The organism is Aeromonas bivalvium, assembly GCF_000819765.1.
GTDB classification, from domain to species: domain Bacteria; phylum Pseudomonadota; class Gammaproteobacteria; order Enterobacterales; family Aeromonadaceae; genus Aeromonas; species Aeromonas bivalvium.
In genome coordinates this window covers 154,763-179,667 of the sequence record NZ_CDBT01000017.1, presented here as the reverse complement: position 1 = coordinate 179,667, position 24,905 = coordinate 154,763, and the positions used below count along the sequence as shown (strand labels likewise).

Here is a 24,905-nt window from a genome sequence, read left to right as displayed (position 1 = left end):
CGCCGCCGCCCTGGCCCGCCTCAGGGATGATGGCTATCGCTACGCCGTGGTCGACACCCTGACCGAGCAGCACCTGCTGGATATCGCCGCCGCCGTGCGCGACTGGCCCCTGGTCACCGGCGGCTCCGGCCTCGCCATCGGCCTGGCCCGCCAGCTGAGCCGGGGGCAGCCCCTGACAGCGCGAGCCGCCGGTCTCCCCGTGCCCGGCCCCTGCGCCATCCTGTCCGGCTCCTGCTCCCAGATGACCAACCGTCAGGTAGCCCGCTATCGCACGCTGGCGCCTAGCCTGGCCCTGTCGGTGGAGGCCTGCCTCACCGAACCGGACTACCCGGCCCGCCTCGCCGACTGGCTGCTGAGCCAGGGGGAGGGCCCGGCGCCCCTGCTCTATGCCACCACGGCTCCCGAGACGTTGGGCGAGATCCAGCGCCAGTACGGGGTCCAGGCCGCGAGCGAGGCGGTGGAAGCCTGCTTCGCCGCCGTGGCCCGCCTGCTGGTGGCGGCGGGGGTGAGTCGGCTCATCGTCGCCGGGGGCGAGACCTCGAGCCGGGTCACCCAGGCCCTTGCCATCCACGCCTTCCACATAGGTCCCCAGATAGCCCCCGGGGTGCCCTGGGTGCGGGCCACGGACAGGCCCCTCTCCCTGGCGCTCAAGTCCGGCAATTTTGGCGACGAACACTTCTTCTCCACCGCCCAGGAGGCGTTTCATGACTGAACAGGCACTGCGCGACACCATGGTGATGCTGGGGGCCTCCCTGTTCGAGCGAGGCTATGCCACCGGCGGCGCGGGCAATCTCTCGGCCCGGCTCCCCGACGGCACCCTGATCGCCACCCCCACCGGCTCCTGCCTCGGCAGACTCAGCGCCCAGAGCCTCTCCCGCGTGAGCATGAGCGGCGAGCACCTGGGGGGGGATCGCCCCTCCAAGGAGGTGGCCTTCCACCTCGCGCTCTACCACAACAACCCGGATTGCCAGGCGGTGGTGCACCTGCACTGCACCCACCTGACCGCCCTCTCCTGCCTCGATGGACTGGATCCGGCCAACGTGATCCGCCCCTTCACTCCCTACTACGTGATGCGGGTCGGCAGCCTGCCCCTCATCCCCTACTACCGGCCGGGGGATGAACGCATCGCCGAGGAGCTGGGTCGCCGCGCCGGGGACGCAGGCGCCTTCCTGCTCGCCAACCACGGCCCCGTGGTGATGGGCAAGAACCTGGTGGAGGCGGTCAACAACATGGAAGAGCTGGAGGAGACGGCCCGCCTGGCCCTGCTGCTCCATGGCCAGCCCATTCGCTACCTGAGCGAACCCGAGATCACCGAATTGAGGAGGATGAAACCATGAGCCAGCCCTGGTACGCCCCTCTGACCCGACACGAGCACAACGCATTGAGGAAGATCACCCCATGAGCAAGTTTGCCGCCAACCTGACCATGCTGTTTACCGAGCTCCCCTTTATCGAGCGCTTCGCCGCGGCCCGCGCCGCCGGGTTCGAGGCGGTGGAGTGCCTGTTTCCCTACGAGTGGCCGGCTGCCGAACTGGCCCGCCAGCTGCGGGAGAATGGTCTCACCCAGGCCCTGTTCAACATGCCCCCCGGGGACTGGGCGGCCGGTGAGCGCGGCATGGCCGCCATCCCGGGGCGAGAGGCGGAGTTTCGTGCCCAGCTGCCCAGGGTGCGGGACTACGCCCTGGCGCTCGGCTGCAAGAAGGTACATGCCATGAGCGGCCTGATTGACCCGGCCCACTCCCTGGCCGCCCACCGCCAGACCCTGGTGGAGAACATCCGCTTCGCCGCCGACGTTCTGGCCGCGGACGGCATCAAGGTGCTGCTCGAACCCCTCAACAGCCGGGACGTGCCCGGCTACTTCCTGGCCCACCAGCGCGATGCCCTGGCATTGGTGGAAGAGATAGACAGGCCGAATGTGGGGGTGCAGCTCGATCTCTACCACGCCCAGATCATGGACGGGGATCTCACCCGTCTCATCGCCACCCTGGGCCCGGCCATCGGCCATGTCCAGATAGCCTCTGTGCCGGATCGCCACGAGCCGGATCGGGGGGAGATCCACTATCCCCACCTGTTCGAGGCCCTGGCCCGGGCCGGCTACCAGGGCTGGATAGGCTGCGAATACCACCCCAGCGCCGGCACCCGGGAAGGGCTGGGCTGGCTACGCCAATGGCAATCCACATCCCGATAACACAACAAGAACGACCTACACACGAACGAGTCTGAGGATAACAAGATGCAGATCATCATCACGGGGGGCGGCGGCTTTCTCGGCCAACGCCTGGCCCGCGCCCTGTTGCAAGGACCTCTCCCCTTCAGCGAACTGCTGCTGGTGGACATACAGATGCCGATGAGCCCGCAGCCCGACCCCAGGGTACGCTGCCTGCAAATGGATCTGACCGCCCCCGGGGTGGCCGAGACCCTGATCACCAAGGAGACGGGGATCGTCTATCACCTGGCCGCCATCGTCAGCAGCCACGCCGAGCAGGATTTCGATCTCGGTTGGCGTGTCAACCTGGACACCACCCGCACCCTGCTGGAGGCGTGCCGCCACGCCAGACCCGGCATCCGCTTCATCTTCACCAGCTCGCTCGCGGTGTACGGCGGCCCCCTGCCCGAGCAGGTGGACGACGGCACGGCGCTCACCCCGACCTCTTCCTATGGCGCCCAGAAGGCCATGGGGGAGCTCTTGGTCAACGACTACAGCCGCAAGGGCTATGTGGATGGCCTGGTGCTGCGTCTGCCCACCATCTGCGTGCGGCCGGGCAAACCGAACCGCGCCGCCTCGTCGTTTGTCAGCAGCATCATCCGCGAGCCCCTGCAGGGGGAGACGACCTGCTGCCCGGTCGACCCGGCCCTGCGGCTCTGGCTGTCGAGCCCGGCCACAGTGGTGGCGAACTTCCTCACCGCCGCGACCCTGAGCCCGCCGACCGGCTGGCGCAGCATCAACCTGCCCGGCATCAGCGTCACGGTCGAGGAGATGCTGACCACCCTGACCCAGGCAGGCGGCCAGGCCGCCCGGGAGCGGGTCTCCCTGGCGCCGGATCCCGCCATCGAGCGCATCGTCGCCAGCTGGCCAGGGCGCATCGACAGCAGCCGGGCCTGTGAGCTTGGTTTCGTGGCGGACGGGACCTTCGCCGACATCATCGACAGCTTTATCACCCATGACATGCAGGAGGCATCATGATCGATATACCCACCCCCATCATTGGGCTCATCATCGCGGTCTTTGCCCTGGTCTTCCTGGTGCTGCGCACCCGGGTCCACGCCCTGATCGCCATGCTGGCCGCAGCCTGCATCGCCGGACTCACCGGCGGCATGACCATCGACAAGACCCTCGCCGTCATCACCCAGGGCTTTGGCTCCACCCTTGGCAGCATCGGCATCGTCATCGGCCTCGGGGTCATGATGGGCCGCCTGCTGGAGGTGTCGGGCGCGGCCGAGCAGATCGCCTACAGCTTCATCAAGTGGCTCGGCAAGCGCCGCGAGGAGTGGGCGCTGGCCATCACTGGCTATATCGTCAGCATCCCCATCTTCGTGGACTCCGCCTTCGTCATCTTGTTCCCGGTGGCCAAGGCGCTGGCAAAAAGCGGCAAACGCTCCCTGCTGACCCTGGGGGTAGCCCTGGCGGGCGGCCTGGTGGTGACCCACCATACGGTACCGCCGACACCTGGGCCCCTGGGGGTTGCCGGTCTGTTCGGGGTCGACATCGGCGCCATGCTGCTGACCGGCATGTGCCTGGCGGTGCCCTGCGTCATCGGCATCGTGCTCTACGCCCAGTGGCTCGACAAGAAGTACCCGGAATTCGGCCAGCAGGGGATGAAGACCCCGGACGAGCTGCAAGCCAGCTATGAGCAGTACCTCAAGGAGAAGGCAGACAAGCCCCTGCCGAGCCTGACCCTCTCCCTGCTGCCCATCCTGGTGCCCATCGCCCTCATCTTCTGCAAGGCGATGCTGACCACTCTGGCCAGTTTCGAAGGGCTTGAATCCCTTGGCAGCAACCCGCTGGTGCAAGGCATAAGCTTTATCGGCACCCCCATCATAGCGCTGGCCATCAGCGTCTTGCTGGCGGTCTATACCCTGGTGCCCCACATGGACAGGCACGCCACCGCCGAGCGCCTCGAGGAGGGACTGCAATCGGCCGGCATCATACTGCTGGTGACCGGGGCCGGCGGCGCCCTGGGGGCCGTGCTGCGTGACAGCGGCGCCGGCAACCAGCTGGCCGAGCAGATTGCGGGACTGCCCATCTCCCCCATACTGATCCCCTTCATCGTCGCGACCCTGGTGCGCCTCATTCAGGGCTCAGGCACGGTCGCCATGGTGACGGCGGCCTCCATCTCGGCCCCCATACTGGCCCAGATCCCCGGGGTCAACATGCTGCTGGCCGCCCAGGCCGCCACCATGGGGTCGCTCTTCTTCGGCTACTTCAACGACAGCCTGTTCTGGGTGGTGAACCGCATGATGGGGATCTCGGACGTCAAGCAGCAGATGGTGGTCTGGTCCATCCCCACCACCATCGCCTGGGCCATCGGCGGCACCGGGGTCGCCCTGCTCAACCTGCTGTTCGGCTCCGGCGGCACCTGGTTCGACCCCGTGCTGCCCCTGCTGGTGCTGGCCCTCATCATCTGGGGGGTGCGCCGCCAGCCCCTGGGGATGACGGCCCCCGCGGCGGTGCGCCAGCCCTGAGTCGACGCACCTGTGACATGCCCGGCGTTCGCCGCCGGGCATAGGGCTCTCCTTGGAAAACAACACAAGGCAGCCGTCCTTGAGCAGGGCGGGCATAAGAAACAATGAGAGAGACCCGTCCTTGAGCAGGGCGGGCATAGGAAACAATGAGAGAGACCCGTCCTTGATCAGGACAGGCATAGGACACAACGAGAGGCACCCATCCTTGACCAGGGCGGGCATAGGAAACGAGGGGACCCGTCTGCTAGACTGGCCCCCTCGTTGGCTTCTCTCACAAGGATTGGAAGATGTCTGGCTCGCCCCTGCGCGATCGCTCCACCGGTTTCGCCCTGCTCACCATCTTGCTGTGGGCCTCCCTGGCCGCTCTCACCTCCCGGGTGACCAGCGTCTCCCCCCTGGTGCTGGTAGGCTTGGTGCTCTTTTTCTGCGGTGCAGGCGCCTTGCCGTTCTGGCGCCAGTGGCGCGCCAGCCCCAAGACCTGGCTGGTCACCATCACGGCCCTGCTCTGCTATCACCTGCTGCTGTTCATGAGCTTTCGCCACGCCCCCGTGCTGGAGGCGAACCTCATCAACTACCTCTGGCCGCTGTTCATCATACTGTTCACCCCATTGCTGCTGCCGGGCCACCCCCTGCAGGGGCGACACCTACTGGCGGGGCTGCTCGGCCTGGCCGGCAGCGTGCTGGTGATGGTCGACGGCGAGCTGCAACTGCAATCGGCCCACCTGCCCGGCTACCTGCTGGCACTCGGGGCCGCCATCATCTGGGGCGGCTACTCTGTGCTGTCGCGCCGCCTGCCCCCCGCCCCCGCCGTGGTGACGGCGGCGGCCTGCCTGCCCGCAGGTCTGCTGGCCCTGCTGCTGGCCCGGGGGCTGGAGGGTCCCCTGCCCCTGGCGACCATCCCGAGCGGCGACTGGGGGCTCATCATGGGTCTGGCCCTCGGCCCCATGGGGGCGGCCTTCGTCACCTGGTATCTGGCGCTGCGGGACGGGGATCCGCGCCGCATCGGCGCCCTGGCCTACCTCACCCCCCTGCTCAGCACCCTGCTGCTGGTCTGGCTCAACGGGGAGACCCTGACCCTGCGCCACGTACTGGCAGGCAGCCTGATCCTGGGCGGCGCCCTGCTGGGTCTCAAGACTGGGTCGGCCAAGCTCAAGCCATCCGTCCCAAAGGCCGCAGCAAACGGCTGAGCCTGGGCGGCGCCCTGCCGGGTTTCAAGGCTGGGTCGGCCAAGCTCAAGCCATCCGTCCCAAAGGCCGCAGCAAACGGCTGAGCATGGGCGGCGCCCTGCCGGTCTCAAGGCTGGGTCGGCCAAAGCCAAGCCACCCGCCCCGGGAACCGCGATGAAAGGCTGACCTCGGGGCCAGGGTTCCACGGCGCAGGCCGTTTTGGCCCCTGTCATGAAACTGCCATCAATCCTGCCTAAGCTGGCGCCGTTCGTCGTTCAAGCAGGACTCTTCTGGTGAATATCTCCCGTTACTCTTCCCTTGCCGCTCTGATCTTGTTGCTGCTCGCCTGCGTGCTCGCCACGGCCCTGGGCTATGGCTGGCGCCAGCTCGAGCGCAGCGAATCCAGCCAGCGCCAGCACGAGCGACTGGAGCTGCGGCTCGCCACCACGTTGCAGGGGGCCCTGCGCGACTACCTCGCCAGCGGCGACCCAGTGCGCCTGGCCAGTGCCGAGGGGGCGCGCCGCCTCGCCATCGGTCAGCTCGAACAGATGTCTGGCCCCTCCGTGGAGGCGCTCAAGGGGCAACTGGATCGAATGGGCAAGAAGATAGAGAGCGACTATCTGGCCGCCGGCAAGCTGTCGGGCAACAGCCAGGAGCTGCTGCAAAACGCCGAACGGGAGCTGACCGCCCAGGCCAAGGCGCTGCTGCGCTACGGCCAGGGCAGCGAGGCTCCCGCCGCCGCCGACTATCGCCAGGGGGCCGCCGACCTGCTCGCCGCCCTGCCCCATCTCATTCATCTGCGCCAGCAATACATGGCCCAGGGCAGCGCCAAGCAGCTCGAAGCCCTGCAATTCGAGCTCGCCAGCCTGAGCCGTCAGGCCGATGCCCTCGCGGCCCTGCCGCTGCTGGGGCTGCTCGAACCCGCTCCCGCCCAGGATGAGTTCACCCTGGGAGAGCCAGAGCGCCGGGACCTTGGCCAGCAGCCTCGCAACGAGCTGCAGAGCCTGCTGCGCCGCTATCCCCAGGAGCTGACCAACAGCCAGCAGGCCCTCACCCGCCAGCAGCAGGCCCGGGAAGCGGTCAACGGGGATCTCGAGCAGATGCTGGCGGCCATGACCCGGATGGGGGATGCCCTCGGCGCCGAGCGCCATCGGGTCAATCAGCATCTGGCGACCGTGCTCGGCAGCCTGGCCCTCGGCCTGGTGCTGACGGCGCTGCTGTTCGCCTGGTGTCAGCGCCGCTGGATAGTGCGCCCCCTGATCCGGTTGCGCGCCGCCTTCGCCCAGCTCGAGCAGACCGGCCTGGCCGAACCCCTGCCCCAGGGGCGCGAGCGCAATGAGCTGGCGGACATAGTGGCGAGCTACAACCGCCTGCTGGCCCACAAGCAGCAGGAGCAGGCCCACAAGGAGGGGCAGCTCGAGGCGGTCTCCCTCAGCCTGCAGGGCATGGTCAGCCAGGTGCAGGACATTCACCAGAGCACCCACACCACAGAGCAGGCGGTCGGAGAGGGGGAGCAGATGATGAGCGAGCTGAACCAGCTCGCCAGCGAGGTGCACCAGGTGGCCGCGGATATCGCCCTTCATGCCCAGCACAACGAGCAGTCCATGACCGACAGCGAGCGACTGGTGGGGGGCATGCTGCTGGCGACCGAGCAGACCGGCCTTGCCATCCATGAGAGCGGCGACGCCCTGGCCCAGCTGCGCCGCTCGGTGGAGGACGTCACCGCCATCGTCGACGTCATCAACCACATCGCCCAGCAGACCAACCTGCTGGCGCTCAATGCCGCCATCGAGGCGGCCCGGGCGGGGGAGCATGGCCGCGGGTTTGCCGTGGTGGCGGACGAGGTGCGTCATCTCTCCGCCGATACCCAGCGCTCCCTTGCGCAAATCACCGAGATCCTGCAGCGGCTCACCGGCTCGGGGGAGCAGATAACCTCGGTCCTCGGCCGCATTCGCAACGAATCGGCCCAGCAGCGCCAGCAGGCCGAGCAGCTGCGCCAGACCACCCAGCAGGTACGGGACATGGCGCGCAGCACGGCGGTCATCGCCTTGCAGGGGGCGGACAACGCCAAGAGCCAGGAGCACAAGCTCGCCACCTTCGCGGCGCTCATCGGCAAGATCAGCCAGCATGCCCACCAGGTCAGCCAGCTGGCGGTGCAGGTCTCGGGCCACATCCACCATCAGGCCCAGCAGATCCCCAGGATCCTCGGCCACCAGGGCTGAGCCCCGCCACCCCTGCCGTCGACAGACCGCCTCGCGCGGTCTTTTTTTGTAGCGCAAAATCAACTGTTAAATTCGCGTTAACAGAGAAGATTCGGCGCCTCCCCTCTCCCGCCGCATCCGACCACATAATTACCCATGAAAGCGTTATCAGGCCAGCGATGACGCCCTCTCGGCGAATAACGGCTTAATGACACAATTATTTGCACTCTGTCATAGTTTTGAAATGAGCCTGGAACTTTTGATTGATATTTCGCACCGCGAACGTACTCTTGAAATCAACCGACACGCCAAGGTCGGTACACAAAAAATAAAGTTTGTATAGAGCCAAGCCTGTTCGTCATCGATGTGCCAAGTCATCGAGGCAGGACAGCGACAGAAACGTTTTTTTGCCCTTCGGGGTCTTGATTGCAATGCCAAAACCGCGCGGCGGCATCACGCCAGATCGCCGGATAAAAAAGCTAAGTCCATAAAATCAGGAGCAATTCGAAATGGAAAAAGTGATCTTCAAGCGTGCTGCCCTGAGCAGTGCGGTCATCGCCGCCCTGCTCGCCCCCGGTCTGGCATTCGCAGCCGACGAAACTGGCCCCGCCTATCAGGCCGCCGCCAGCAAATTCTATGAAGAGGGCAAACTCAACGGTGGCCTCTTCTACTTCCAGCGCGACCGTCAGCGCATCCAGGGTGGTGAAGACGGTGATGGCAAGTATCACTCCAACCTGAGCCATGCCACCACCCAGCTCGCCCTGAACTACAACTCCGGTTACGCCTGGGATGTGGTCGGTGTGGATGTCGGCGGTTTCGGCGCCTATGACCTCTCCGTCGACGAGAGCAACGGCGTCAACGAAGAGAACGAGTTCACCTTCATCGGCACCAAGTGGGGCGACAAGATGGACGGCGTGTCCGAGGGTGGCTTCAGCCTCTCCAACGCGGCCCTGAAACTCAAGTTCCTGGACGGTGCCATCACCGCCAAGGGTGGTCTGACCCAGCTCTACGTCCCGGGTATCCTGGGGGTCAACTGGTCCTATCAGCCCGGTACCTACCGCGGCGGCCAGATCGAGGGCAACTTCGGTGGCCTCTACCTGACCTACGCCATCGCCGATGAATACAAGGCCCCCTGGTTCAAGGAGACCGCAGGCTTCTCCAAGAAGACCATGTATGCCGGCAGCGATGTCGCCTTCAATGACGAGAACAAGATCGACTACATCCACGGTCTGGCTGCCCGCTATACCTTCGAGGGCGGCACAGCCATCACCGGCTCCTTCGGCCAGTCCGAAGGCTACATGGACAGCTACCACTTCAAGCTGGCCCACAAGTTTGACGTACTGGGCGGCCTGAACACCAGCTACCAGTTCTACGGCTCCACCACCGACAACGACGACTACGACGGTCTGGCATGGCAACAAGCCCTGACCGCCAGCTGGGCCATGGGTCCGTACGGTTTCCGTACCGAAGCGCTCTACACCAAGGCTGACGGTGACCTGGGCAACTACCTGCCCCGTCTGACCACAGGCTATGCCAACTCCCAGGGTGCGAACGAGATCTGGTGGGATTCCCGCTCCGACTGGAACGAGAACGGCGAGATCGCCCTGTTTGCCGGCGTGACCCGCTCCCTGGATGACCTGGTCGGCGCCCCCGGCTGGACCGTCGGTGTCTCCGGTGCCTATGGCTGGGGTGCCCAGAACGGCGACAAGAGCCTGCCCAAAGACGGTGAAGAGTGGGCCGCCAACTTCGACGTGATGTACACGGTGCAAGATGGCAAGCTCAAAGGCACCCTGTTCAAGCTGCACTACACCGACTACAACAACAAGCAGGACGAGAAGGGCAGCTGGTACTACCCGAACATGTTCACCTCAGAGCATGACGTCAAGTTCCACATCATCATGCCGTTTACCATTCTGTAAGCCGCTGACGATAAAGAAAAACCGGGCCAATTGGCCCGGTTTTGTTTTTTGGCGCTGCGCGCTACCATGTCCCCTTTCCCATCCGTTGAGGAGAGTGTCATGTCCCGTTTCGTGCTGATCACCGGCTGCTCCAGCGGCATAGGCCTGGCCGCCGCCCGGGCGCTTCAGGGCGCCGGTCTGACCGCCATCGCTTCGGCCAGACGCCCGGAGGACGTGGCCAGACTCAAAGAGGAGGGGCTGCTCGCGGTACAGCTGGATCTCGATGACGAGGCCAGCATAGAGGCCGGCGCCCGGGCCGCCCTGACCCTGGCCGGCGGCCGCCTGTACGGCCTGTTCAACAACGGCGCCTACGGCCAGCCCGGTGCCCTGGAAGACGTGCCCACGGCCGCCCTGCGGGCCCAGTTCAATACCAATCTGTTTGGCTGGCACCATCTGATCCGCCAGATCCTGCCCGCCATGTTGGCCGCCGGCGAGGGTCGCATCGTGCAAAACAGCTCAGTGCTGGGGCTGGTCGCCATGAAGTATCGCGGCGCCTACAACGCCAGCAAGTTCGCCCTGGAGGGATATACGGACACCCTGCGCCTGGAACTGGCCGGCAGCGGCGTCCACATCAGCCTGATAGAGCCAGGCCCCATCGACACCCAATTTCGAGCCAACGCCCGGGCCGCCTTCCTGCGCCATATCGACCCGGCCCTGAGCCGCCATCGTGCCGACTATGACCTGACCCTGGCTCGACTGGAGAAGGAGGGACCGAGCGGGCGCTTCACCCTGCCAAGCGAGGCCTGCATCCCGCCGCTGCTCCATGCGCTCACCAGCCGGCGCCCCAGGCACCGCTACCCGGTCACCTTCCCGACCCGGCTGTTTGCCTGGCTGCGTCGCCTCCTGCCAAGCCGCTGCCTGGATCTGATCCTCGGCAAGTCGGCCTGACCCGGGCTGGCACTCAGTTCCGGCAGGCCGCCATCGCTGCTGCCCGAGGCTTCCCGGCTTGCACCAGCCGGATCAGATCACCCGATCAATAGTGCTCGCCATTGCTGTCGTACTAAGGGGGACCTCATTACCTGGCCTGCCGGACATCGGCAAAACGACGCACGGTCAATAGTGCTCGCCATTGCTGTCGTAATAAAGGGGACCTCATTACCTGGCCTGCCCGACATCGGCAAAACGACGCACGATCAATAGTGCTCGCCATTGCTGTAGTAGGCGGACTTGTCGATGGCCATCACCTGCACCACCACATAGGTCTGCTCGCCGAGGGCCTGCTTGAGATGGCGGGTGATGAGGGCCGCCGCCTCGTCCTGCACTCCCTGGGGGCGGGCGAACCAGAGCAGCTCGACGAAGGGGTTGCCCGCCTCCGGCTGGCCGTCACGCACAAACCGGCTCCCCAGAGATTCCAGGGTGACAAACTCCGGCTTGCCGCCGGTCAGGGCGCACAGATCCGCGACCAGGGGGGCGCTGATACGCTGCAAGACCTCGACGTCGACGGCGCGAAAACGCAGGTGGGGCATGGGAAACCTCTTGGCTGATATGGATGAGGCCTTATCATAGACCCAAGCCCTTACCCGAATCATGTGCAAACTGCCATCTCCCAAGGAGTTCCATGTCCGCCTTTCGCCTGCTACTGCCCCTGCTGCTCTGGCTGCTGCTGCCGACCCGGCTGCTGGCCGAGCCCGCCTTCTATCACCTCAGCAAGGGGGATCGGCAGTTCTGGCTGCTGGGCTCCATCCATGCCGCCCAGGCGAGCATCTATCCCCTGCCGGACGCCATAGAGCGGGCCTGGGCCCAGAGCCGCGCCCTGGTGCTCGAGGTGGACATGGCGGCCATCCCGGCCGATGAATGGCAGCAGGTGGCGAGCCTGACCCGGTTGCCGCCGGGCCGGACCCTGGCCAACGAGATCCCCCCGGCGCTCTATCGACGCACCCAGGAGGCGGCGAGCCGCTTGGGCCTGCCGCCAGCCAGCCTGAACGGTCTGCAACCCTGGTTTGCCGCCATCAGTCTGACCCAGCGGGCCCTGGTGAAGAGCCCTTTTAGCGGCGAGTACGGCATCGATCAGCACTTCGCCAACCGCGCCGCCCAAGGGGGCAAACCGGTACAGGGGCTGGAGACCCTGACCGAACAGCTCGGCTACCTTGCCAGCGTGGCAGAGCATCAGGATCTGATGCTGGCCGCCACCCTGGACGAGCTGCCCGAGCTCGACACCAGCTTCGCCGCCATCCTGGCTGCCTGGCAGGACGGGGACGAGGCACGGCTCATCGCCCTGCTCAAGGAGGAGATGGCACCCCCGGCGCTGCAACAGTGGCTGGAGCAGACCTTGCTGGCCCGGCGCAATCACGACTGGCTGCGCCGCCTGCCCGCCCTGCCCGCCGAGAGCTTCGTGGTGGTCGGCGCCCTGCACCTGTATGGGGAGCAGGGACTCCTGGCCTTGCTCGAGGGAGCAGGCTGGCGCATCGAGCCCCTGACCCGGCCCGAGTCTGTGCGCGCCGTCACAGGGTCAGCCAGCGATTAAATAAGCAGCATGGGAGTTGATCGAGATCATCTCTGCCCCATAAAGAGGTATCTATCATGCCTGTCATCGACGAACGGCAGGAGCGGATGAGATGGATTTTTGGTTGAACCTGATGTTTGGCCACCCCGTGGGGTGGATGTCCATGCTGGTCATACTGGTGACGGTGGCGCTGATCAGCTTCTACGCCGGTTACTTCATCTACAAGGTACACAAGGCGCAGCCGCCGGTGGAGGAGGGTCAACCCTCCCCCAAGGCACCCCATCACTGAGGCGCCAGCCCGGGGCAGCATCCGCAGAGGCCCCCCAACGCAGCACCCGCAGGGGCGCCCCGGCGCCCTTGATCGGGGCCGGCCCGCGTCCCTCCTCCTCGGGGGGTGAGCTTCTCTCGCCCCACTGACCCTCTGCGTCGTCTGCGCTGACGATCTTCTCCCGATGTGGCTGACGATTCTCTCCCGGTGTCGCTGACGATTCTCTCCCGGTGTTGCTGACGCTACACTGCAAGGCTCATTCCTACTCTCCGGGAGCCTGCCGTGTCCGATAACGACGAACGCTCACTCTTCCTGCAGGAAGTGGCCGATGTGAAACCCATTCGCCATGACCGCATCAGCCCCCAGCCCGGCACGGTCGGCGCGAGCGAGGCCCAGCTCGCCCGGCGTCACGCCGCCGCCCATGGCACCAGCGACGAGCTGGACCTGCTCTCCCTGGATCCCGCTCCCGCCCTCGATCCCCACGCCATCGTCGGCTTCAAGCGCGACGGTGTGCAGGAGGGGGTCTACAAGAAGCTGCGCCTTGGCAAATATGTGCTGCAGGGCAGCCTGGATCTGCGCCGCCACAGCGTGCCGGAGGCGCGCCGGGCCTTGGTCGACTTCCTGCGTGACTGCGAGCGGCGCGACATCCGCTGCCTGCTTATCCTCCATGGCCGGGGCGAGGGCCCAGCGCAGTCGGCCCCCTCCTTGGAGGGCGCAAAGCGGGGGCGACTCAAGAGCCAGATCAGCGCCTGGCTGCCCTGCCTGCCGAGCGTGATGGCGGCCCACAGCGCCCAGCCGCACCACGGCGGCAGCGGCGCCCTCTATGTGCTGCTGCGCAAGAGCGAGCAGAAGAAGGCCCAGAACCGGGAACGCCACCAGCAGCGCCTCGGCTGACCAGGCGGGTGCTGGCCCGTCGCCGCGGCCGGTGCTAGCATCGGGACGCCCGTCCTTGCCAGGAGCGGGCCTGCCGGACGGCAGCCAGGACCCAACCACAATAACAAGGACCCCTTATGTCATATCAACAATTGGAGCAACACCAGCAACGGCTCTACCGCCTCTCCCACCTTGGCGCCATCTGCGGCTGGGATCAGGCCGCCGTCATGCCTCAGGGGGGCAACGAAGCCCGCGCCGAGGCCATGGCTGAGCTGGGTCTGCTGCTGCACACAGCGCGCACGGCACCGCAGCTGGCCCAGTGGATCGCCGACGCCGAGGCCGAGCCCCTGAGCGAGCTGCAACGGGCGAACCTGCACGAGATCAAGCGTCAGTGGCAGGATGCGACCCTGCTGCCGGGGGATCTGGTGGAGGCGCTGTCGCTGGCCGGCAGTCGCTGCGAACATGCCTGGCGTCGCCAGCGCAAGGAGAACGACTGGGCAGGCTTTGCGCCGAACCTCGAGGAGGTGGTGCGCCTGTCCCGGGAGGTGGCCACCTTGCGCGCCGAGGCGCTCGCGGTGCGTCCCTACGACGCCATGCTGGCACTGTACGAACCCGGCATGACGAGCGCGCGGCTGGACGTCATCTTCGGCGACCTCGGCCAGTGGTTGCCGGGCCTCATCCAGGACGTGACGACGCGCCAGCGCCAGACACAGCCCTTGCAGCCCAGGGGCCCCTTCCCCATCGCGAGTCAGCAGGCGCTCGGCCAGGAGGTGATGGGGCTGCTCGGCTTTGATTTTGCGCACGGCCGCCTCGACGTGAGCAGCCACCCGTTCTGCGGCGGCGTGCCGACGGACGTGCGCATCACCACGCGCTACAACGAGGACGAATTCGTCTCCAGCCTGATGGGCATAGTCCACGAGACGGGTCACGCGCGCTACGAGCAGGGGCTGCCGCGCCATCTGCTCGGCCAACCGGTTGCCGAGGCGCGATCCATGGGCATTCACGAGAGCCAGAGCCTGTTTTGCGAGATGCAGCTCGGCCATGACCCCGCGTTCCTGAACCTGATAGCGCCGCACATAGCACGCCACTTCGGTACCCAGCCCGCCCTCGCCCCCGAGAACCTGGCGCGCCTGTATCTCGATGTGAAACCTGGTCTCATCCGGGTCGATGCCGACGAGGTGACGTACCCGGCCCACGTGATCCTGCGCTACGAGCTGGAGCGTGACCTCATCGAGGGGCGCATCGAGGTGGCGGACATCCCCGAACTGTGGGATGCGAAGATGCAGCAGTGGCTCGGATTGTCGACCAAGGGCAACTACCGGGATGGCTGCATGCAGGACATCCACTGGACGGACGGCTCGTTTGGCTACTTCCCGAGCTACACGCTCGGCGCCATGTACGCGGCGCAGCTGCGCTTCGCGCTGGAGCGTGCGCTCGGCGCGTCCCTCGGCACTTTGGTGGCACAGGGCAGACTCGCCGACGTGTTCGGTTGGTTGCAGCAAAACGTGTGGCAACACGGCAGCGCGTTCGACACGGACGAGCTGGTGCGCCGCGCGAGCGGCGAGGCGCTCAATCCCCAGTGGCTGCGTCAGCACCTCGAACAGCGCTACCTGAAATAACGGCTACCGGGCGCGTCCTTCGTCGCGCCCGCTTCCCCCTGCCCGACTATTTTTGCTATCTCTGTCCGTTTTTGGCTAGTCACCCCTCTAGCCCCCCCTTAGTCTCTGGGATATGCCCACTGAAGCCCGAGCCATGCCATGACCACAGTGCCCCCACCTTCATCCCAAAGGGACGAGATCGTCCCTGGCCTCACCCGGGAACAGTGCCACGCCGCCCGGCTCGCACGCGACGCGCGCTTCGATGGCCGCTTCTTCACCGGGGTGCTCTCCACCGGCATCTATTGCCGCCCCGTGTGTCCGGCGCGGGCACCGCACGAGCACAACGTGCAGTATTTTCGCTTCGCGGCGGCGGCGGAGCAGCACGGGCTGCGGCCCTGCCTGCGCTGTCGCCCCGAGCTGGCACCGGCGCAGTGCGGCGATCTGCCGCCGCTCGTCGCCCAGGTGCTGGCACGCATCGAGCGCGGCGAGCTCGCGGAGCACAGCCTGGGCTCCCTTGCGGCCCAGGCCGGGATCACGGAGCGCACCCTGAGGCGCCAGTTCGAGCAACACCTCGGCGCCTCGCCGAAACAGGTGGAGCAGACGCGCCGCCTGCTGCTCGCGAAACGGCTGCTGACGGAGACACGCCTGCCCATCACGGACGTGGCGTTTGCCGCAGGCTTTGCCAGCATTCGCCGCTTCAACGATGCCTGGCAACAGGCGTATGGCATGACGCCGGGGGCCCTGCGCAAGCAGGAAGGGGACGCACAGCAAGAGACGCCGCAATCGAGCCTGCAACTGCACCTGCCGTATCGCCCGCCGTTCGATGCCCGGGCCATGCTCGCGTTCTACCGGCTGCGCGCCATCCCCGGGCTGGAGCGGGTGGATGAGCACGGTTACGAGCGCCGTCACCGGGTCGGCGATCAGGAGGGGGTCGTTCGCATCGAGCCCGTCGAGGGGGAGAGGCTCAGGCTGACGGTGCGGGATCTACCGCCGGGTGCGCTGCCGGACATCCTGTATCGCGTGCGCCGCATGTGGGATCTCGATGCCGACATGGGCCGCATCGGCGAGCACCTGGGGCAGGATTCACTGCTGGCGCGGATACAGGGGCACTGGCCCGGGGTGCGGCTGCCGGGGGGGTGGGATGAATACGAGGTGATGCTGCGCGCCATCGTCGGCCAGCAGGTGTCGGTCAAGGGGGCCATCACCATCATGGGGCGCCTGGTGGCGCGCACCCTGGCGCAGTTCGGCACGGCGCAGCTGCCCACCCCGGCCCAGCTGTGCGAGCTCAATCTGGACGGCATCGGCATGCCGGGCAGCCGCATTCGCACCCTGCAGGGGCTGGCCTCGGCGCTCGCAAGCGGGGCGCTCACCCTGGCCACGGCAAGGGACGAGCAACTGTTCGCGCTGCCGGGCATAGGCCCCTGGACGGTCGCCTACTGGCGGCTGCGCTGCGGGCTGGACACGGATGCCTTCCCCGCCTCCGATCTCGTGCTGCAAAAGGCGCTGGGGGGCGGTGACAAGCTGCCGGTGAAAGAAGTGACAGTGCGCAGCGCCCCCTGGCAGCCGTGGCGCGCCTATGCCGCGAGCTGGCTGTGGCATGCCATGAGCGAACAACCGACGCTGCTCACCCAGCCCCACAACGAACAAGACGAGGAGAAAAGCCCATGATCCGCTACGATATTTTACCCACCCGCTGCGGCGATCTGCTGGTCGCCATCGATGAGCGCGGTCTGGTCCACGTGGACTTCGTGGCCGGGCTGCGGCCGCTGCCCGACATGCAGGACTGGCAGCAGGACGGCGAGGCGCTCGCCCCCTTCCTTGCCGAGTTTCGGGACTACTTCGCGGGGCGCTTGCAGCGCTTCACCCTGCCGCTCGCGGCGCGGGGCACGGCGTTTCAGCAAGCGGTGTGGCAGGCCCTGTGCGACATTCCCTACGGGGAGACCCGCAGCTACGGTGACATCGCCCGTGCCATCGGCAAGCCGAGCGCGGTGCGGGCGGTGGGGGCCGCGAATGGCCGCAATCCGCTCTCCATCATAGTGCCCTGCCATAGGGTGATAGGCCAGAACGGCAGCCTCACCGGCTATGCGGGGGGCCTGCCCATCAAGCAGGCGCTGCTGGCGCTGGAGGGGATCGACGGCTGAGGAAGCGGCCTGCTCGCCCCAGCACTCGACTCAGGGGCGCGGCGGTTTGCGCCCCTGGATGACGCCACGGGCGGCGGCCCCCAGCAAGCGGCGAAAGGTGGGACAGCTCATGTGGCTCGGCGCCGGGCAGATGGCGGCATGGCGCAGACCGTCGCGCATCGCAGTCAGCTGCACTATGGTGCGATCCAGCTCCTCGGCCTTGTGCAGCAGCTGCTCCCTGTCTATCTCGGGGCGCCCGTCGTCCCCGAACATACGTGCAATCTCGTCCAGCGAGAAACCCGCCGCCCGCCCCAGGGCGATGAGCGCCAGGCGCTCCAGCACGCTGGCCGCAAACTGGCGCCTGATGCCCTGACGACCAAGGGCCTGGATCAGCCCCTTCTCCTCGTAGAAACGCAAGGTCGAGGCAGGCACCCCGGACCGCTTCACCACCTCGGATATATCCACACTCCCCCCTTGACCTCAAGTCGACTTGAAGTTGTACGCTAGCGTCAGTTTCAACTCAAGACAAGGAAGATGCCATGAACACTCTGCTCGCCGTGCTGCTTATCGGGGTCGGCGCAACGGCCTTGATGGATCTATGGGGCGTGGCGCGAAAGCCGCTGCTGGGCATGCCGCTGCCGAGCTACGCCATGATGGGGCGCTGGCTCGGTCACATGCCCCAGGGCCGGTTCCGTCATGAGGCCATAGGGGCGGCCAACCCCATCCCGGGGGAAAGCCTCATCGGCTGGAGCGCCCACTACCTCATAGGTATCGCCTTCGCCGCCCTGCTGATCGCCATCCAGGGTCAAGACTGGCTGCTGGCGCCCACGCCGGGCCCGGCCTTCGCCCTGGGTCTGGTCACAGTGGCGGCCCCGTTTCTTGTCATGCAGCCCGGCATGGGGGCCGGCATCGCCGCCTCCCGCACGCCACACCCCGCCTCGGCCCGGGTTCACAGCCTGATCAACCATGCCGTGTTCGGCCTGGGGCTCTATCTCTCTGGCTGGGCGCTGCACACCTTGTTAGGGGGCTAACGCCGCTGCGCCAGCCAGCCGTGAAAGCCCGGCGCCTGAAAGAAGCGGTGCGCCGCCGCAAAACCGGCGCCTTGCAGCAGGCGCCGGGTCTGCGTCTCGTCCAGGGAGGTGAAATCCCCCCCGAGGCGGCGCACCATCTGCTCGCAGGTGCCAGCACACCCGCTCCCCCATGCCCGCCTGCTCGGCCAGCATGTCCGCCGAGATATCCTGGGCCACGAAGGTCCAGCGGGGGCAGAGGCGGCCAAGCAGCCGCAACTCGCTGCCCGTGCCCACCCCCACCAGCAGCACCCGGGCCTGCTGGCCCAGCGCGGCCATCAGCCGGGAGGCACAAAGCTGGTGCAGCAGCTCGTAGCCTGGCACCAGCAGGGGAATGCGACTGTCATAGACCTGCGCCCCTTCTCCTTCGAATCGCTCCGTCATCTTCTGCTCCGTGAGCCCCCTTGATAGGGGCTGCCGCCGGGAGAAGGTCAAGAGCCACAGGGGCGAGCCAGTTGCCAGCCCAGCCCTTCCCATGAAGGGAGCGCCCTAGCCCCCCTTGCTCAGCGCCGCTTTCAGAGCCGGATTGAAGACGCGCTGGAGGGAGGCGGGGTTGTTCACCAGCTTGGTCGCCGGGCGGCGCGGACGCCTGACCAGCTCGCCGCCACAGTTGGGGCAGGTCAGGTGCAGATACCGATCGTTGCACTCGGCGCAGAAGGTGCACTCGAAGGAGCAGATGTAGGCCGTCGCCGTGTCGGCGGGCAGATCCCGATCACAGCATTCGCAGTTGGGTCTGAGTTCAAGCATGGCAAGTTCCTGATGCACAAGGGGAAGCGGGAGAGAGGGCGGCTCAGTCGACGATAAAGAGGCGAGCGCCCAGTTCGGTGTAGGAGCGATGGGGTTCGGCGTTGTCCGCCACCTGGTAGCTCATGCCCGGCGTCAGGGTGAAGACCCGGCCATCCTGCAACTCGGTGTGCAGCTCCCCTTCGAGGCAGAGCAGCACATGGCCCTTGCTGCACCAGTGATCCGCCAGATAGCCGGGGGAGTACTCCACCATTCGCACCCGCAGATCCCCGAACTGCCGGGTGTGCCAGCGGGCGACGCCGCGCTCTCCCTTGTGTTCGGTCGGCGGGACCTCGGCCCAGTTCGTGGTGCAAAACGGCAGTGCATTGATGTTCATGACGGATCCTTTGTCAGAAGAAGGCTGGGAAAAGGCGCCTCACCAGGGGATATCCGTGACAAGGCCGCGCCCCATACTGCCATCAAATCCGCTCCAGCCCCATGCCCACACGGGCAATCATCCCCTCTTTAGACTGCCCATCACCTGCATCTCGCAGCGGTGGCAGTCAAAGCGCAGGCGGAAACTCTCCTTGCCCATCTTGAGCTCCAGGGGCTCGGCCTTGAGACCGGGCACCTCCTTGGGACAGAGCTGCTGGCTGTAGCGGATGCAGTGCTTCGTTGTCATCAGCACCACTTCCCGCTCCTCCTTGTTCGCCTCATAGGCGGGGGCAATGCTCCCCACCCCGTGTTCGCGAAAGAACTGCTCCGCCGCGCCGTTGAGCACGTTGCCGAGGTAGGAGAGCCGATGCTGGGGATAAACGGCGCCTCGCAGGGGAATGCGCCGCTCGGGTCGCCGGTAGGCAGCCAGACGGGCCGCCTCCAGGGCGGCGATCCCCTCCCGGCGCAAGCCGTTGAGTTGTGAGGCGGCAATAAACAGCGGCCTCGTTATTGCCAACTCAATCTGGCGAGCCACAAACAGGGTGTTGCCGAGTTTGCCAAGCTGGTCGCGCGCCTGTTGCAGCGCCCGTTCCGGGTTGTCGGCTGGCTGCTGGTGGCAGGGGAGCGTGACGGCAGCGCCGATGCCCTGCTCGTCGACCAGTTCGAGCCGCAGTCCCTCGTCGCACTCCGATAGCCGCATATCGACCCGGATGCGGCGATCCGCGCTCCCCTTTTCGAGCTGCTTGCTGAAGGCCTGATCGTGGTTGCGAAAGATCTCGGTGCCCACCTTGAGACCGGACATGGGTTCCGACAGGAGTAACTGCTTGCCTTCCACCTTGTTCAGGCGCATCCCCACCAGCTCCCCACCCGGCTTGAAGAAGCCGAGGCCATCGCCGTTGTTGAAGGCAACGGCCTGGCCGTCGATCTCGATGCCATCGCGGGTCACGCTGGTGACGCGCCCGAGCGGCTCCCCTACGTATTTCGGGCTGCGCGGCGAGTCGATGCCTGGCTGTCGGCCATGGAGGAAGTAGTCGGTGCTGCCCCGGTTGAAACTCTTTTTGGGATCCGGCGTAAAGGTGTAGCTGCAACGACCGGCGGAAGCGGCCACCAGATCGGGGCGGCGCTCCAGGATGGTGTCCAGCTTCTGGCGATACCAGGCGGTGACGTTCTTGACGTAATCCAGCCCCTTGAGCCGCCCTTCAATCTTGAAAGAGCGGATCCCTGCGGCGATCAGCGCCTCCAGGTTCGCGCTCTGATCCATGTCCTTGAGGGACAACAGGTGGCTGTTCTCCACCAGCACCTCCCCCCCTGGCGTTTGCAGGGAGCAGGGCAGCCGGCAGAGCTGGGCGCACTCGCCGCGGTTCGCGCTGCGCCCGGTGCGGGCGTGGCTGATATTGCACTGGCCGCTGTAGGAGACGCACAGGGCCCCGTGGATGAAGAACTCCAGCTGCACGCTGGTGGCGGCGCTTATCTCGCGGATCTGCGCAAGGGAGAGCTCGCGGGCCAGCACCACCTGGGAGAAGCCCACGTCCTGCAAAAATTTCACCTTTTCCGGGGTACGGTTGTCGGTCTGGGTGCTGGCGTGCAGCGCGATGGGGGGCAAGTCGAGCGCCAGCAGCCCCATGTCCTGCACGATCAGCGCATCGGCCCCCGCCTCGTAGATCTGATGAGTCAGGCGCCGGGCCTGCTCCAGCTCGTGGTCGTGCAGCAGGGTGTTGAAGGCGACGAAGAGCTGGGCGCCGAAGCGGTGGGCATGGCGGGCCAGGGCCTCGATGTCCTCGAGGCTGTTGCCCGCTGCGCTGCGGGCACCGAAGGCGGGGCCCCCCATATAGACGGCATCGGCGCCGTGGTTGATGGCTTCGATGCCATAGGCGAGGTCCCTGGCCGGGGCCAGCAGCTCGAGGCGGTGAGTCTGGGTGTGATCCTGCATGGGCCTGGTCTGAAAGCGGACGAGAAATGCCCGCCACTCTAGCGAGACCGGGCGCCCCCCGCCTTGATCCCGCTTAAGATCACCGCAGAATGCAGGATTGGATCAGGCCCAGCTCGCCCTAGAGAAGAGGGTCAGATCACCACCTTCAGCGCCAATCCCAGCAGTACCAGACCGCTCACCTTGTCGATAACGGTGGATTTGGCCTTGAGCCAGGCCAGCACGGGCCCCCGGGAGAGCACCAGGGCCACCAGCACATACCAGAGCGCGTCTATGCCGCCAGCGGTCAGCATCATGATGCTCCCCTCGCGCCAGCCGGTGTCGGCGTGCACGAACTGGCTGAACAGGGCGATGAAGAAGATGGCGAGCTGGGGGTTCAAGAAGGCCACCATAAAGCCCTCGAACGCCCCCTGGCGGCCCCGGGGCGGATGCCCCTCTTCGCTGCCTGTCTCACCCCCTGCGGGCCTGGCCAGCAGCGCCTTGACCCCGAGCCAGGCGAGAAACGCGGCGCCGCCGTAACGGATGAGATCGAACAGCAGCGGGGTCTGGGTAAGCAGGATGGCGAGGCCGAGGGCCGTGATCAGCGCATAGATGCCGACCCCCATGCCGTGTCCCAGTGCCGTGGCCACACCGTGACCCTGCCCCCCCTGCACCGTATTGCGAATGATCAGCGCCAGGCTGGGCCCCGGGCTGATGGCCCCCATCACGCAGATGGCCACCAGGGCCAACCAGCTGCTCCACTCCATTTCATCTACTCCAGTCGATTATCTGAAAGCCAAGGTAGCGCCGGGCTGACCATGCCTGTAGTGAAAGTTATGAATAGATCCCATAACCCAGGATGATAGTGAAGCCGGGATCAGAGCCAGGCCCGGCTCGCCTTGAGGGTGCGTTGCAGATGGTCGCGCAGGAAGGGGAAGGCCAGCTCGCGAAACCAGAGATGGGCCGGATCCTGATGATGGCGCTGGTGCCACATCAGGTGGTACTGCTGGGAGCGGGTCGCAAACGGCAGGGCCACGAAGCAGAGTCCGTGCTGCTGACTCAGCTGCCAGGCGATATGGGCCGGTGTGGTCATCAGGCAGTCGGTGCGCAGCAAGACCTCGAGGGCCGCCTGGAAAAACGGCACCCGGGCAAACCAGCGCCGGGAGAGCCCCTGGGGCGCCAGTACCTGCTCCACCGGGCTGTCCTTGTCCCCGCCGCCGCTCACCTGCAGATGGGGCCAGGCCAGATAATCCGTCAGGGTCAGGGGGCGTCCGGCCAGGGGGTGGTGGCGCCCCATCAGCACCACCAGCCTGTCTTCCCCCTGGTGCAGGCCGCGGATCTGATCCGGCACCAGATCCGTGATGGTGGACACCAGATCCAGCTCGGATCGCCACAGTTCGGGCAACTGGCGCTTGTCCCACAGGCTGTACTCCAGCGCCGCCCCCGGCGCCTGACGCGCCAGCTCGGCGCAGATATCGGGCAGGATGTACTGGGCCACATAATCCGACGAGGCGAGCCGGAACACCCGTTCGCAGGTCCGGGGAACAAAGTTAACGGGGGCATAGAGCCGCTCGAGGGCGTCCAGGGCCTGTCCAAGCTCGGCGACCAGCGCCTCGGCCCTGGGTGTCAGCAGCCAGCGCTGCCCCTCCCGCACCAGCAGCTCGTCGCCAAAGGCCTCCCGCAGCTGTGCCAGCTGCTTGCTGATAGCCGGCTGGCTCAGGTGCAACTGCTCCGCCGCCCGGCTGAGGTTGCGGGTCGCCAGCAACACCTTGAGGGTGGGCAACAGATTCAGGTTCACATTCGGATTCAGGGTTGGGCTCACGGTGGACTCCTTGTCGTCGGCCCCATCTTAATCCAGCTCGTCCCCGGCCCCAACCCGAATCGGGTCCCTCCTTCATCCCCGACCCGCTCCCGACGCGCCGGATCCGGGCCTCGGGATGACAGATGGCAGCCGCTCCGTCATAATTGCGCGATTTTCCGCCCCATGCCGCACCTCGCCAGGGGCCCAGAGACAAGTGGTAACGCCATGACTTTTGCCAATATCACAGGGTGGGGCAAGTGCCTGCCCCCCGCAGTGCTGAGCAATGATGACCTCAGCACCATCATGGATACCTCGGATGAGTGGATCCACTCCCGCACCGGTATCAAGGCCCGCCGAGTCTCCCACGTCAGCTGCTCGGCCCTGGCCACCCTGGCCGCCCGCCGCGCCCTGGCCTGCGCCGGTCTCGAGGCGAGCCAGCTCGACGGCATCATTCTCGCCACCGCCACCCCGGGCACGCTGGTCCCCAACGGTGCCTCCGCCGTGCAGCAGGCCCTGGGCGCCCACAAGGCGGCGGTGTTCGATCTCAATGCCGCCTGCACCGGCTTCGTCTACGGGCTCTCCGTCGGCACCGCCCTGGTGCAGACCGGCATGATGAAGAGGGTGCTGATCATTGGCGCCGAGCGACTGACCAAGCTGCTGGACTGGGCCAAGCGCGACACCGCCGTGCTGTTCGGCGATGGCGCCGGCGCCGTCATCATCGAGGCGAGCGAGCAGGAGAGCGGCCTGATAGCCAACAGGCTCGGCTGTGATGGTGAGGCGCGCGAGATCCTGCACATTCCCGACTTCGGCACAGATCGCGAGCGTTTCGCCGAAATTGACGGCCTCTTCACCTTCAACTTCGAGGGGCAGGAGATCTTCAAGCGGGCGGTGAGAGGCATGGGCGAGGCCACGGGCGCCGTGCTGGCCCAGGCTGGCATCACCCCGGAGCAGATCGATCTCATCGTGCCCCATCAGGCCAATCTCAGGATCATCGAGACCCTGGCCAAGCGGATGGACGCCCCCATGGAAAAGGTGATGGTCAACATAGCCCAGTACGGCAACACCTCGGCCGCCACCGTGCCCATCGCCCTGTGCGAGGCGCTGGAACAGGGCCGGGTCAAACCGAACAGCTATCTGCTCAGCGCCGCATTTGGCGCCGGTCTGACCTGGGGCGCCGCCCTCATCAAGTGGGGCGATCGGGTCACGCCGCTGGCTCTGTGTGACGACGAACTGCCCCCTTGCCAGCAGACGGGGCTCGAGCTCATCGCCAGCGCCGTCGCGGGCTGCCAGCAGGCCGACCGCCCCCGCTAAACCAGACCCGAAAGAGGATGGCGCAACGCCATCCTCCACTTGTCACCCCCTCGCCAGCCCCCTCCCCTCTCCCTTTATCTTGCTGATCCCTTGCCTTTTTTCTTTTTGGGCTACCATTACTGAGCGATCAGTAATTAATAACTACATAGTGCGCTACCCAGTCAGTGTCGATCGCCCACCCCGCGTTCACGGATGAGCTCATGTATGGCAAAACACAGCGCTTTATTACCCCATCGGGCCCCCCTCTTCTGGGTGCTCGCCCTGGCCGTCACTAACGGCGTCCTGCTCTGTCTCGCAACCCAGGGCTGGCCCTATCCCTACCTGGCCATCAACCTGGTGCTGGCACTGGCGGT

General features: G+C 66.3%; 25 protein-coding genes. 17 read left to right on the top strand and 8 right to left on the bottom strand.

Going from position 1 to position 24,905, the window contains the following annotated elements; translation table 11 throughout:
- The 9 genes from BN1119_RS07280 to BN1119_RS07240 all read left to right on the top strand — a co-directional run.
- A partial coding sequence (locus BN1119_RS07280) for a four-carbon acid sugar kinase family protein (protein ID WP_167335459.1) occupies window positions 1-712 on the top strand: 712 nt, incomplete at its 5' end.
- Window positions 705-1,337, top strand: coding sequence for a 3-oxo-tetronate 4-phosphate decarboxylase (gene otnC, locus BN1119_RS07275; protein ID WP_041995841.1), 633 nt, complete (start codon window positions 705-707; stop codon window positions 1,335-1,337). The genes BN1119_RS07280 and otnC, both read left to right, overlap by 8 nt.
- 61 nt (window positions 1,338-1,398) lie before the next feature.
- The gene (gene otnI / locus BN1119_RS07270; RefSeq protein ID WP_041995838.1) at window positions 1,399-2,187 is read left to right on the top strand and encodes a 2-oxo-tetronate isomerase; all 789 of its coding nucleotides are present in this window, start codon (window positions 1,399-1,401) and stop codon (window positions 2,185-2,187) included.
- A gap of 45 nt (window positions 2,188-2,232) precedes the next feature.
- Complete coding sequence (gene denD, locus BN1119_RS07265) at window positions 2,233-3,183, top strand: D-erythronate dehydrogenase (RefSeq protein WP_041995835.1); 951 nt, start codon at window positions 2,233-2,235, stop codon at window positions 3,181-3,183.
- Window positions 3,180-4,682, top strand: a complete 1,503-nt coding sequence (locus BN1119_RS07260; protein ID WP_041995832.1) for a GntP family permease — start codon at window positions 3,180-3,182, stop codon at window positions 4,680-4,682. Before denD ends, BN1119_RS07260 begins: the two co-directional genes overlap by 4 nt.
- Before the next feature lie 287 nt (window positions 4,683-4,969).
- The gene (locus tag BN1119_RS07255) at window positions 4,970-5,869 is read left to right on the top strand and encodes a DMT family transporter (RefSeq protein WP_041995830.1); all 900 of its coding nucleotides are present in this window, start codon (window positions 4,970-4,972) and stop codon (window positions 5,867-5,869) included.
- Between the two features lie 272 nt (window positions 5,870-6,141).
- Entirely contained in the window at window positions 6,142-8,070 is a 1,929-nt protein-coding gene (locus BN1119_RS07250) for a methyl-accepting chemotaxis protein (protein WP_041995827.1), read from the top strand.
- 488 nt (window positions 8,071-8,558) lie between these two features.
- Window positions 8,559-9,968 carry an OprD family outer membrane porin gene (locus BN1119_RS07245; RefSeq protein WP_041995822.1) on the top strand — a complete coding sequence of 470 codons (1,410 nt, stop codon included), beginning with the start codon at window positions 8,559-8,561 and terminating at the stop codon, window positions 9,966-9,968.
- 99 nt (window positions 9,969-10,067) lie between these two features.
- Window positions 10,068-10,895: an SDR family oxidoreductase gene (locus BN1119_RS07240; protein WP_041995821.1), complete on the top strand. Its 828-nt coding sequence runs from the start codon at window positions 10,068-10,070 to the stop codon at window positions 10,893-10,895.
- A gap of 245 nt (window positions 10,896-11,140) precedes the next feature.
- On the opposite strand, the gene BN1119_RS07235 is transcribed toward BN1119_RS07240, so the two are convergent.
- Window positions 11,141-11,473 (bottom strand): DUF1904 family protein, encoded by a 333-nt coding sequence (locus BN1119_RS07235; protein ID WP_041995818.1) that lies wholly within the window; start codon window positions 11,471-11,473, stop codon window positions 11,141-11,143.
- A gap of 92 nt (window positions 11,474-11,565) precedes the next feature.
- Between BN1119_RS07235 and BN1119_RS07230 the strand changes: the two genes are divergently transcribed.
- The 6 genes from BN1119_RS07230 to BN1119_RS07210 all read left to right on the top strand — a co-directional run bounded on the left by BN1119_RS07230 (window position 11,566) and on the right by BN1119_RS07210 (window position 17,330).
- Complete coding sequence (locus BN1119_RS07230) at window positions 11,566-12,471, top strand: TraB/GumN family protein (RefSeq protein WP_041995816.1); 906 nt, start codon at window positions 11,566-11,568, stop codon at window positions 12,469-12,471.
- A 91-nt stretch (window positions 12,472-12,562) separates the two neighbouring features.
- Window positions 12,563-12,739 (top strand): DUF3149 domain-containing protein, encoded by a 177-nt coding sequence (locus BN1119_RS19845; protein WP_084205335.1) that lies wholly within the window; start codon window positions 12,563-12,565, stop codon window positions 12,737-12,739.
- A 261-nt stretch (window positions 12,740-13,000) separates the two neighbouring features.
- Window positions 13,001-13,612, top strand: coding sequence for a DNA endonuclease SmrA (gene smrA, locus BN1119_RS07225; protein WP_041995813.1), 612 nt, complete (start codon window positions 13,001-13,003; stop codon window positions 13,610-13,612).
- 116 nt (window positions 13,613-13,728) lie between these two features.
- Window positions 13,729-15,210 carry a carboxypeptidase M32 gene (locus BN1119_RS07220; protein WP_041995811.1) on the top strand — a complete coding sequence of 494 codons (1,482 nt, stop codon included), beginning with the start codon at window positions 13,729-13,731 and terminating at the stop codon, window positions 15,208-15,210.
- Window positions 15,211-15,348: 138 nt separating this feature from the next.
- Window positions 15,349-16,857, top strand: a complete 1,509-nt coding sequence (locus tag BN1119_RS07215) for an AlkA N-terminal domain-containing protein (protein ID WP_041995809.1) — start codon at window positions 15,349-15,351, stop codon at window positions 16,855-16,857.
- The gene (locus BN1119_RS07210; RefSeq protein WP_041995807.1) at window positions 16,854-17,330 is read left to right on the top strand and encodes a methylated-DNA--[protein]-cysteine S-methyltransferase; all 477 of its coding nucleotides are present in this window, start codon (window positions 16,854-16,856) and stop codon (window positions 17,328-17,330) included. Before BN1119_RS07215 ends, BN1119_RS07210 begins: the two co-directional genes overlap by 4 nt.
- A gap of 30 nt (window positions 17,331-17,360) precedes the next feature.
- On the opposite strand, the gene BN1119_RS07205 is transcribed toward BN1119_RS07210, so the two are convergent.
- Window positions 17,361-17,774 (bottom strand): helix-turn-helix domain-containing protein, encoded by a 414-nt coding sequence (locus tag BN1119_RS07205; RefSeq protein WP_041995805.1) that lies wholly within the window; start codon window positions 17,772-17,774, stop codon window positions 17,361-17,363.
- Between the two features lie 74 nt (window positions 17,775-17,848).
- Between BN1119_RS07205 and BN1119_RS07200 the strand changes: the two genes are divergently transcribed.
- Window positions 17,849-18,340 carry a DUF2938 domain-containing protein gene (locus BN1119_RS07200; protein WP_041995803.1) on the top strand — a complete coding sequence of 164 codons (492 nt, stop codon included), beginning with the start codon at window positions 17,849-17,851 and terminating at the stop codon, window positions 18,338-18,340.
- On the opposite strand, the gene BN1119_RS19640 is transcribed toward BN1119_RS07200, so the two are convergent.
- From BN1119_RS19640 to BN1119_RS07170, 6 genes are all read right to left on the bottom strand, one after another.
- Window positions 18,329-18,760: a methyltransferase domain-containing protein gene (locus BN1119_RS19640; protein ID WP_244463695.1), complete on the bottom strand. Its 432-nt coding sequence runs from the start codon at window positions 18,758-18,760 to the stop codon at window positions 18,329-18,331. The two genes, BN1119_RS07200 and BN1119_RS19640, sit on opposite strands and share 12 nt — an antisense overlap.
- 105 nt (window positions 18,761-18,865) lie before the next feature.
- Complete coding sequence (locus BN1119_RS07190) at window positions 18,866-19,123, bottom strand: DUF1272 domain-containing protein (protein WP_041995801.1); 258 nt, start codon at window positions 19,121-19,123, stop codon at window positions 18,866-18,868.
- Between the two features lie 43 nt (window positions 19,124-19,166).
- Window positions 19,167-19,496, bottom strand: a complete 330-nt coding sequence (locus tag BN1119_RS07185; protein ID WP_041995799.1) for a DHCW motif cupin fold protein — start codon at window positions 19,494-19,496, stop codon at window positions 19,167-19,169.
- A gap of 117 nt (window positions 19,497-19,613) precedes the next feature.
- Entirely contained in the window at window positions 19,614-21,464 is a 1,851-nt protein-coding gene (locus tag BN1119_RS07180) for a peptidase U32 family protein (protein ID WP_041995796.1), read from the bottom strand.
- 131 nt (window positions 21,465-21,595) lie between these two features.
- The gene (locus BN1119_RS07175; RefSeq protein WP_041995793.1) at window positions 21,596-22,207 is read right to left on the bottom strand and encodes a LysE family translocator; all 612 of its coding nucleotides are present in this window, start codon (window positions 22,205-22,207) and stop codon (window positions 21,596-21,598) included.
- Between the two features lie 110 nt (window positions 22,208-22,317).
- On the bottom strand, window positions 22,318-23,262 hold the full coding sequence (locus BN1119_RS07170; protein ID WP_244463694.1) for a LysR family transcriptional regulator: 945 nt from the start codon (window positions 23,260-23,262) through the stop codon (window positions 22,318-22,320).
- 204 nt (window positions 23,263-23,466) lie between these two features.
- On the opposite strand from BN1119_RS07170, the gene BN1119_RS07165 reads away from it, so the two are divergent.
- Window positions 23,467-24,552: a ketoacyl-ACP synthase III gene (locus tag BN1119_RS07165; RefSeq protein ID WP_041995791.1), complete on the top strand. Its 1,086-nt coding sequence runs from the start codon at window positions 23,467-23,469 to the stop codon at window positions 24,550-24,552.
- The last annotated feature ends 353 nt before the right edge of the window (window positions 24,553-24,905 follow it).

What these genes read in the sequence shown, in the direction of transcription:
- otnC (WP_041995841.1), top strand. Translation starts at nt 705, where the DNA reads ATGACTGAACAGGCACTGCGCGACACCATGGTGATGCTGGGGGCCTCC.
- otnI (WP_041995838.1), top strand. Translation starts at nt 1,399, where the DNA reads ATGAGCAAGTTTGCCGCCAACCTGACCATGCTGTTTACCGAGCTCCCC.
- denD (WP_041995835.1), top strand. Translation starts at nt 2,233, where the DNA reads ATGCAGATCATCATCACGGGGGGCGGCGGCTTTCTCGGCCAACGCCTG.
- BN1119_RS07260 (WP_041995832.1), top strand. Translation starts at nt 3,180, where the DNA reads ATGATCGATATACCCACCCCCATCATTGGGCTCATCATCGCGGTCTTT.
- BN1119_RS07255 (WP_041995830.1), top strand. Translation starts at nt 4,970, where the DNA reads ATGTCTGGCTCGCCCCTGCGCGATCGCTCCACCGGTTTCGCCCTGCTC.
- BN1119_RS07245 (WP_041995822.1), top strand. Translation starts at nt 8,559, where the DNA reads ATGGAAAAAGTGATCTTCAAGCGTGCTGCCCTGAGCAGTGCGGTCATC.
- BN1119_RS07240 (WP_041995821.1), top strand. Translation starts at nt 10,068, where the DNA reads ATGTCCCGTTTCGTGCTGATCACCGGCTGCTCCAGCGGCATAGGCCTG.
- BN1119_RS07235 (WP_041995818.1), bottom strand. Translation starts at nt 11,473, where the DNA reads ATGCCCCACCTGCGTTTTCGCGCCGTCGACGTCGAGGTCTTGCAGCGT.
- BN1119_RS07230 (WP_041995816.1), top strand. Translation starts at nt 11,566, where the DNA reads ATGTCCGCCTTTCGCCTGCTACTGCCCCTGCTGCTCTGGCTGCTGCTG.
- BN1119_RS19845 (WP_084205335.1), top strand. Translation starts at nt 12,563, where the DNA reads ATGGATTTTTGGTTGAACCTGATGTTTGGCCACCCCGTGGGGTGGATG.
- BN1119_RS07220 (WP_041995811.1), top strand. Translation starts at nt 13,729, where the DNA reads ATGTCATATCAACAATTGGAGCAACACCAGCAACGGCTCTACCGCCTC.
- BN1119_RS07215 (WP_041995809.1), top strand. Translation starts at nt 15,349, where the DNA reads ATGACCACAGTGCCCCCACCTTCATCCCAAAGGGACGAGATCGTCCCT.
- BN1119_RS07210 (WP_041995807.1), top strand. Translation starts at nt 16,854, where the DNA reads ATGATCCGCTACGATATTTTACCCACCCGCTGCGGCGATCTGCTGGTC.
- BN1119_RS07200 (WP_041995803.1), top strand. Translation starts at nt 17,849, where the DNA reads ATGAACACTCTGCTCGCCGTGCTGCTTATCGGGGTCGGCGCAACGGCC.
- BN1119_RS19640 (WP_244463695.1), bottom strand. Translation starts at nt 18,760, where the DNA reads ATGACGGAGCGATTCGAAGGAGAAGGGGCGCAGGTCTATGACAGTCGC.
- BN1119_RS07190 (WP_041995801.1), bottom strand. Translation starts at nt 19,123, where the DNA reads ATGCTTGAACTCAGACCCAACTGCGAATGCTGTGATCGGGATCTGCCC.
- BN1119_RS07185 (WP_041995799.1), bottom strand. Translation starts at nt 19,496, where the DNA reads ATGAACATCAATGCACTGCCGTTTTGCACCACGAACTGGGCCGAGGTC.
- BN1119_RS07180 (WP_041995796.1), bottom strand. Translation starts at nt 21,464, where the DNA reads ATGCAGGATCACACCCAGACTCACCGCCTCGAGCTGCTGGCCCCGGCC.
- BN1119_RS07175 (WP_041995793.1), bottom strand. Translation starts at nt 22,207, where the DNA reads ATGGAGTGGAGCAGCTGGTTGGCCCTGGTGGCCATCTGCGTGATGGGG.
- BN1119_RS07165 (WP_041995791.1), top strand. Translation starts at nt 23,467, where the DNA reads ATGACTTTTGCCAATATCACAGGGTGGGGCAAGTGCCTGCCCCCCGCA.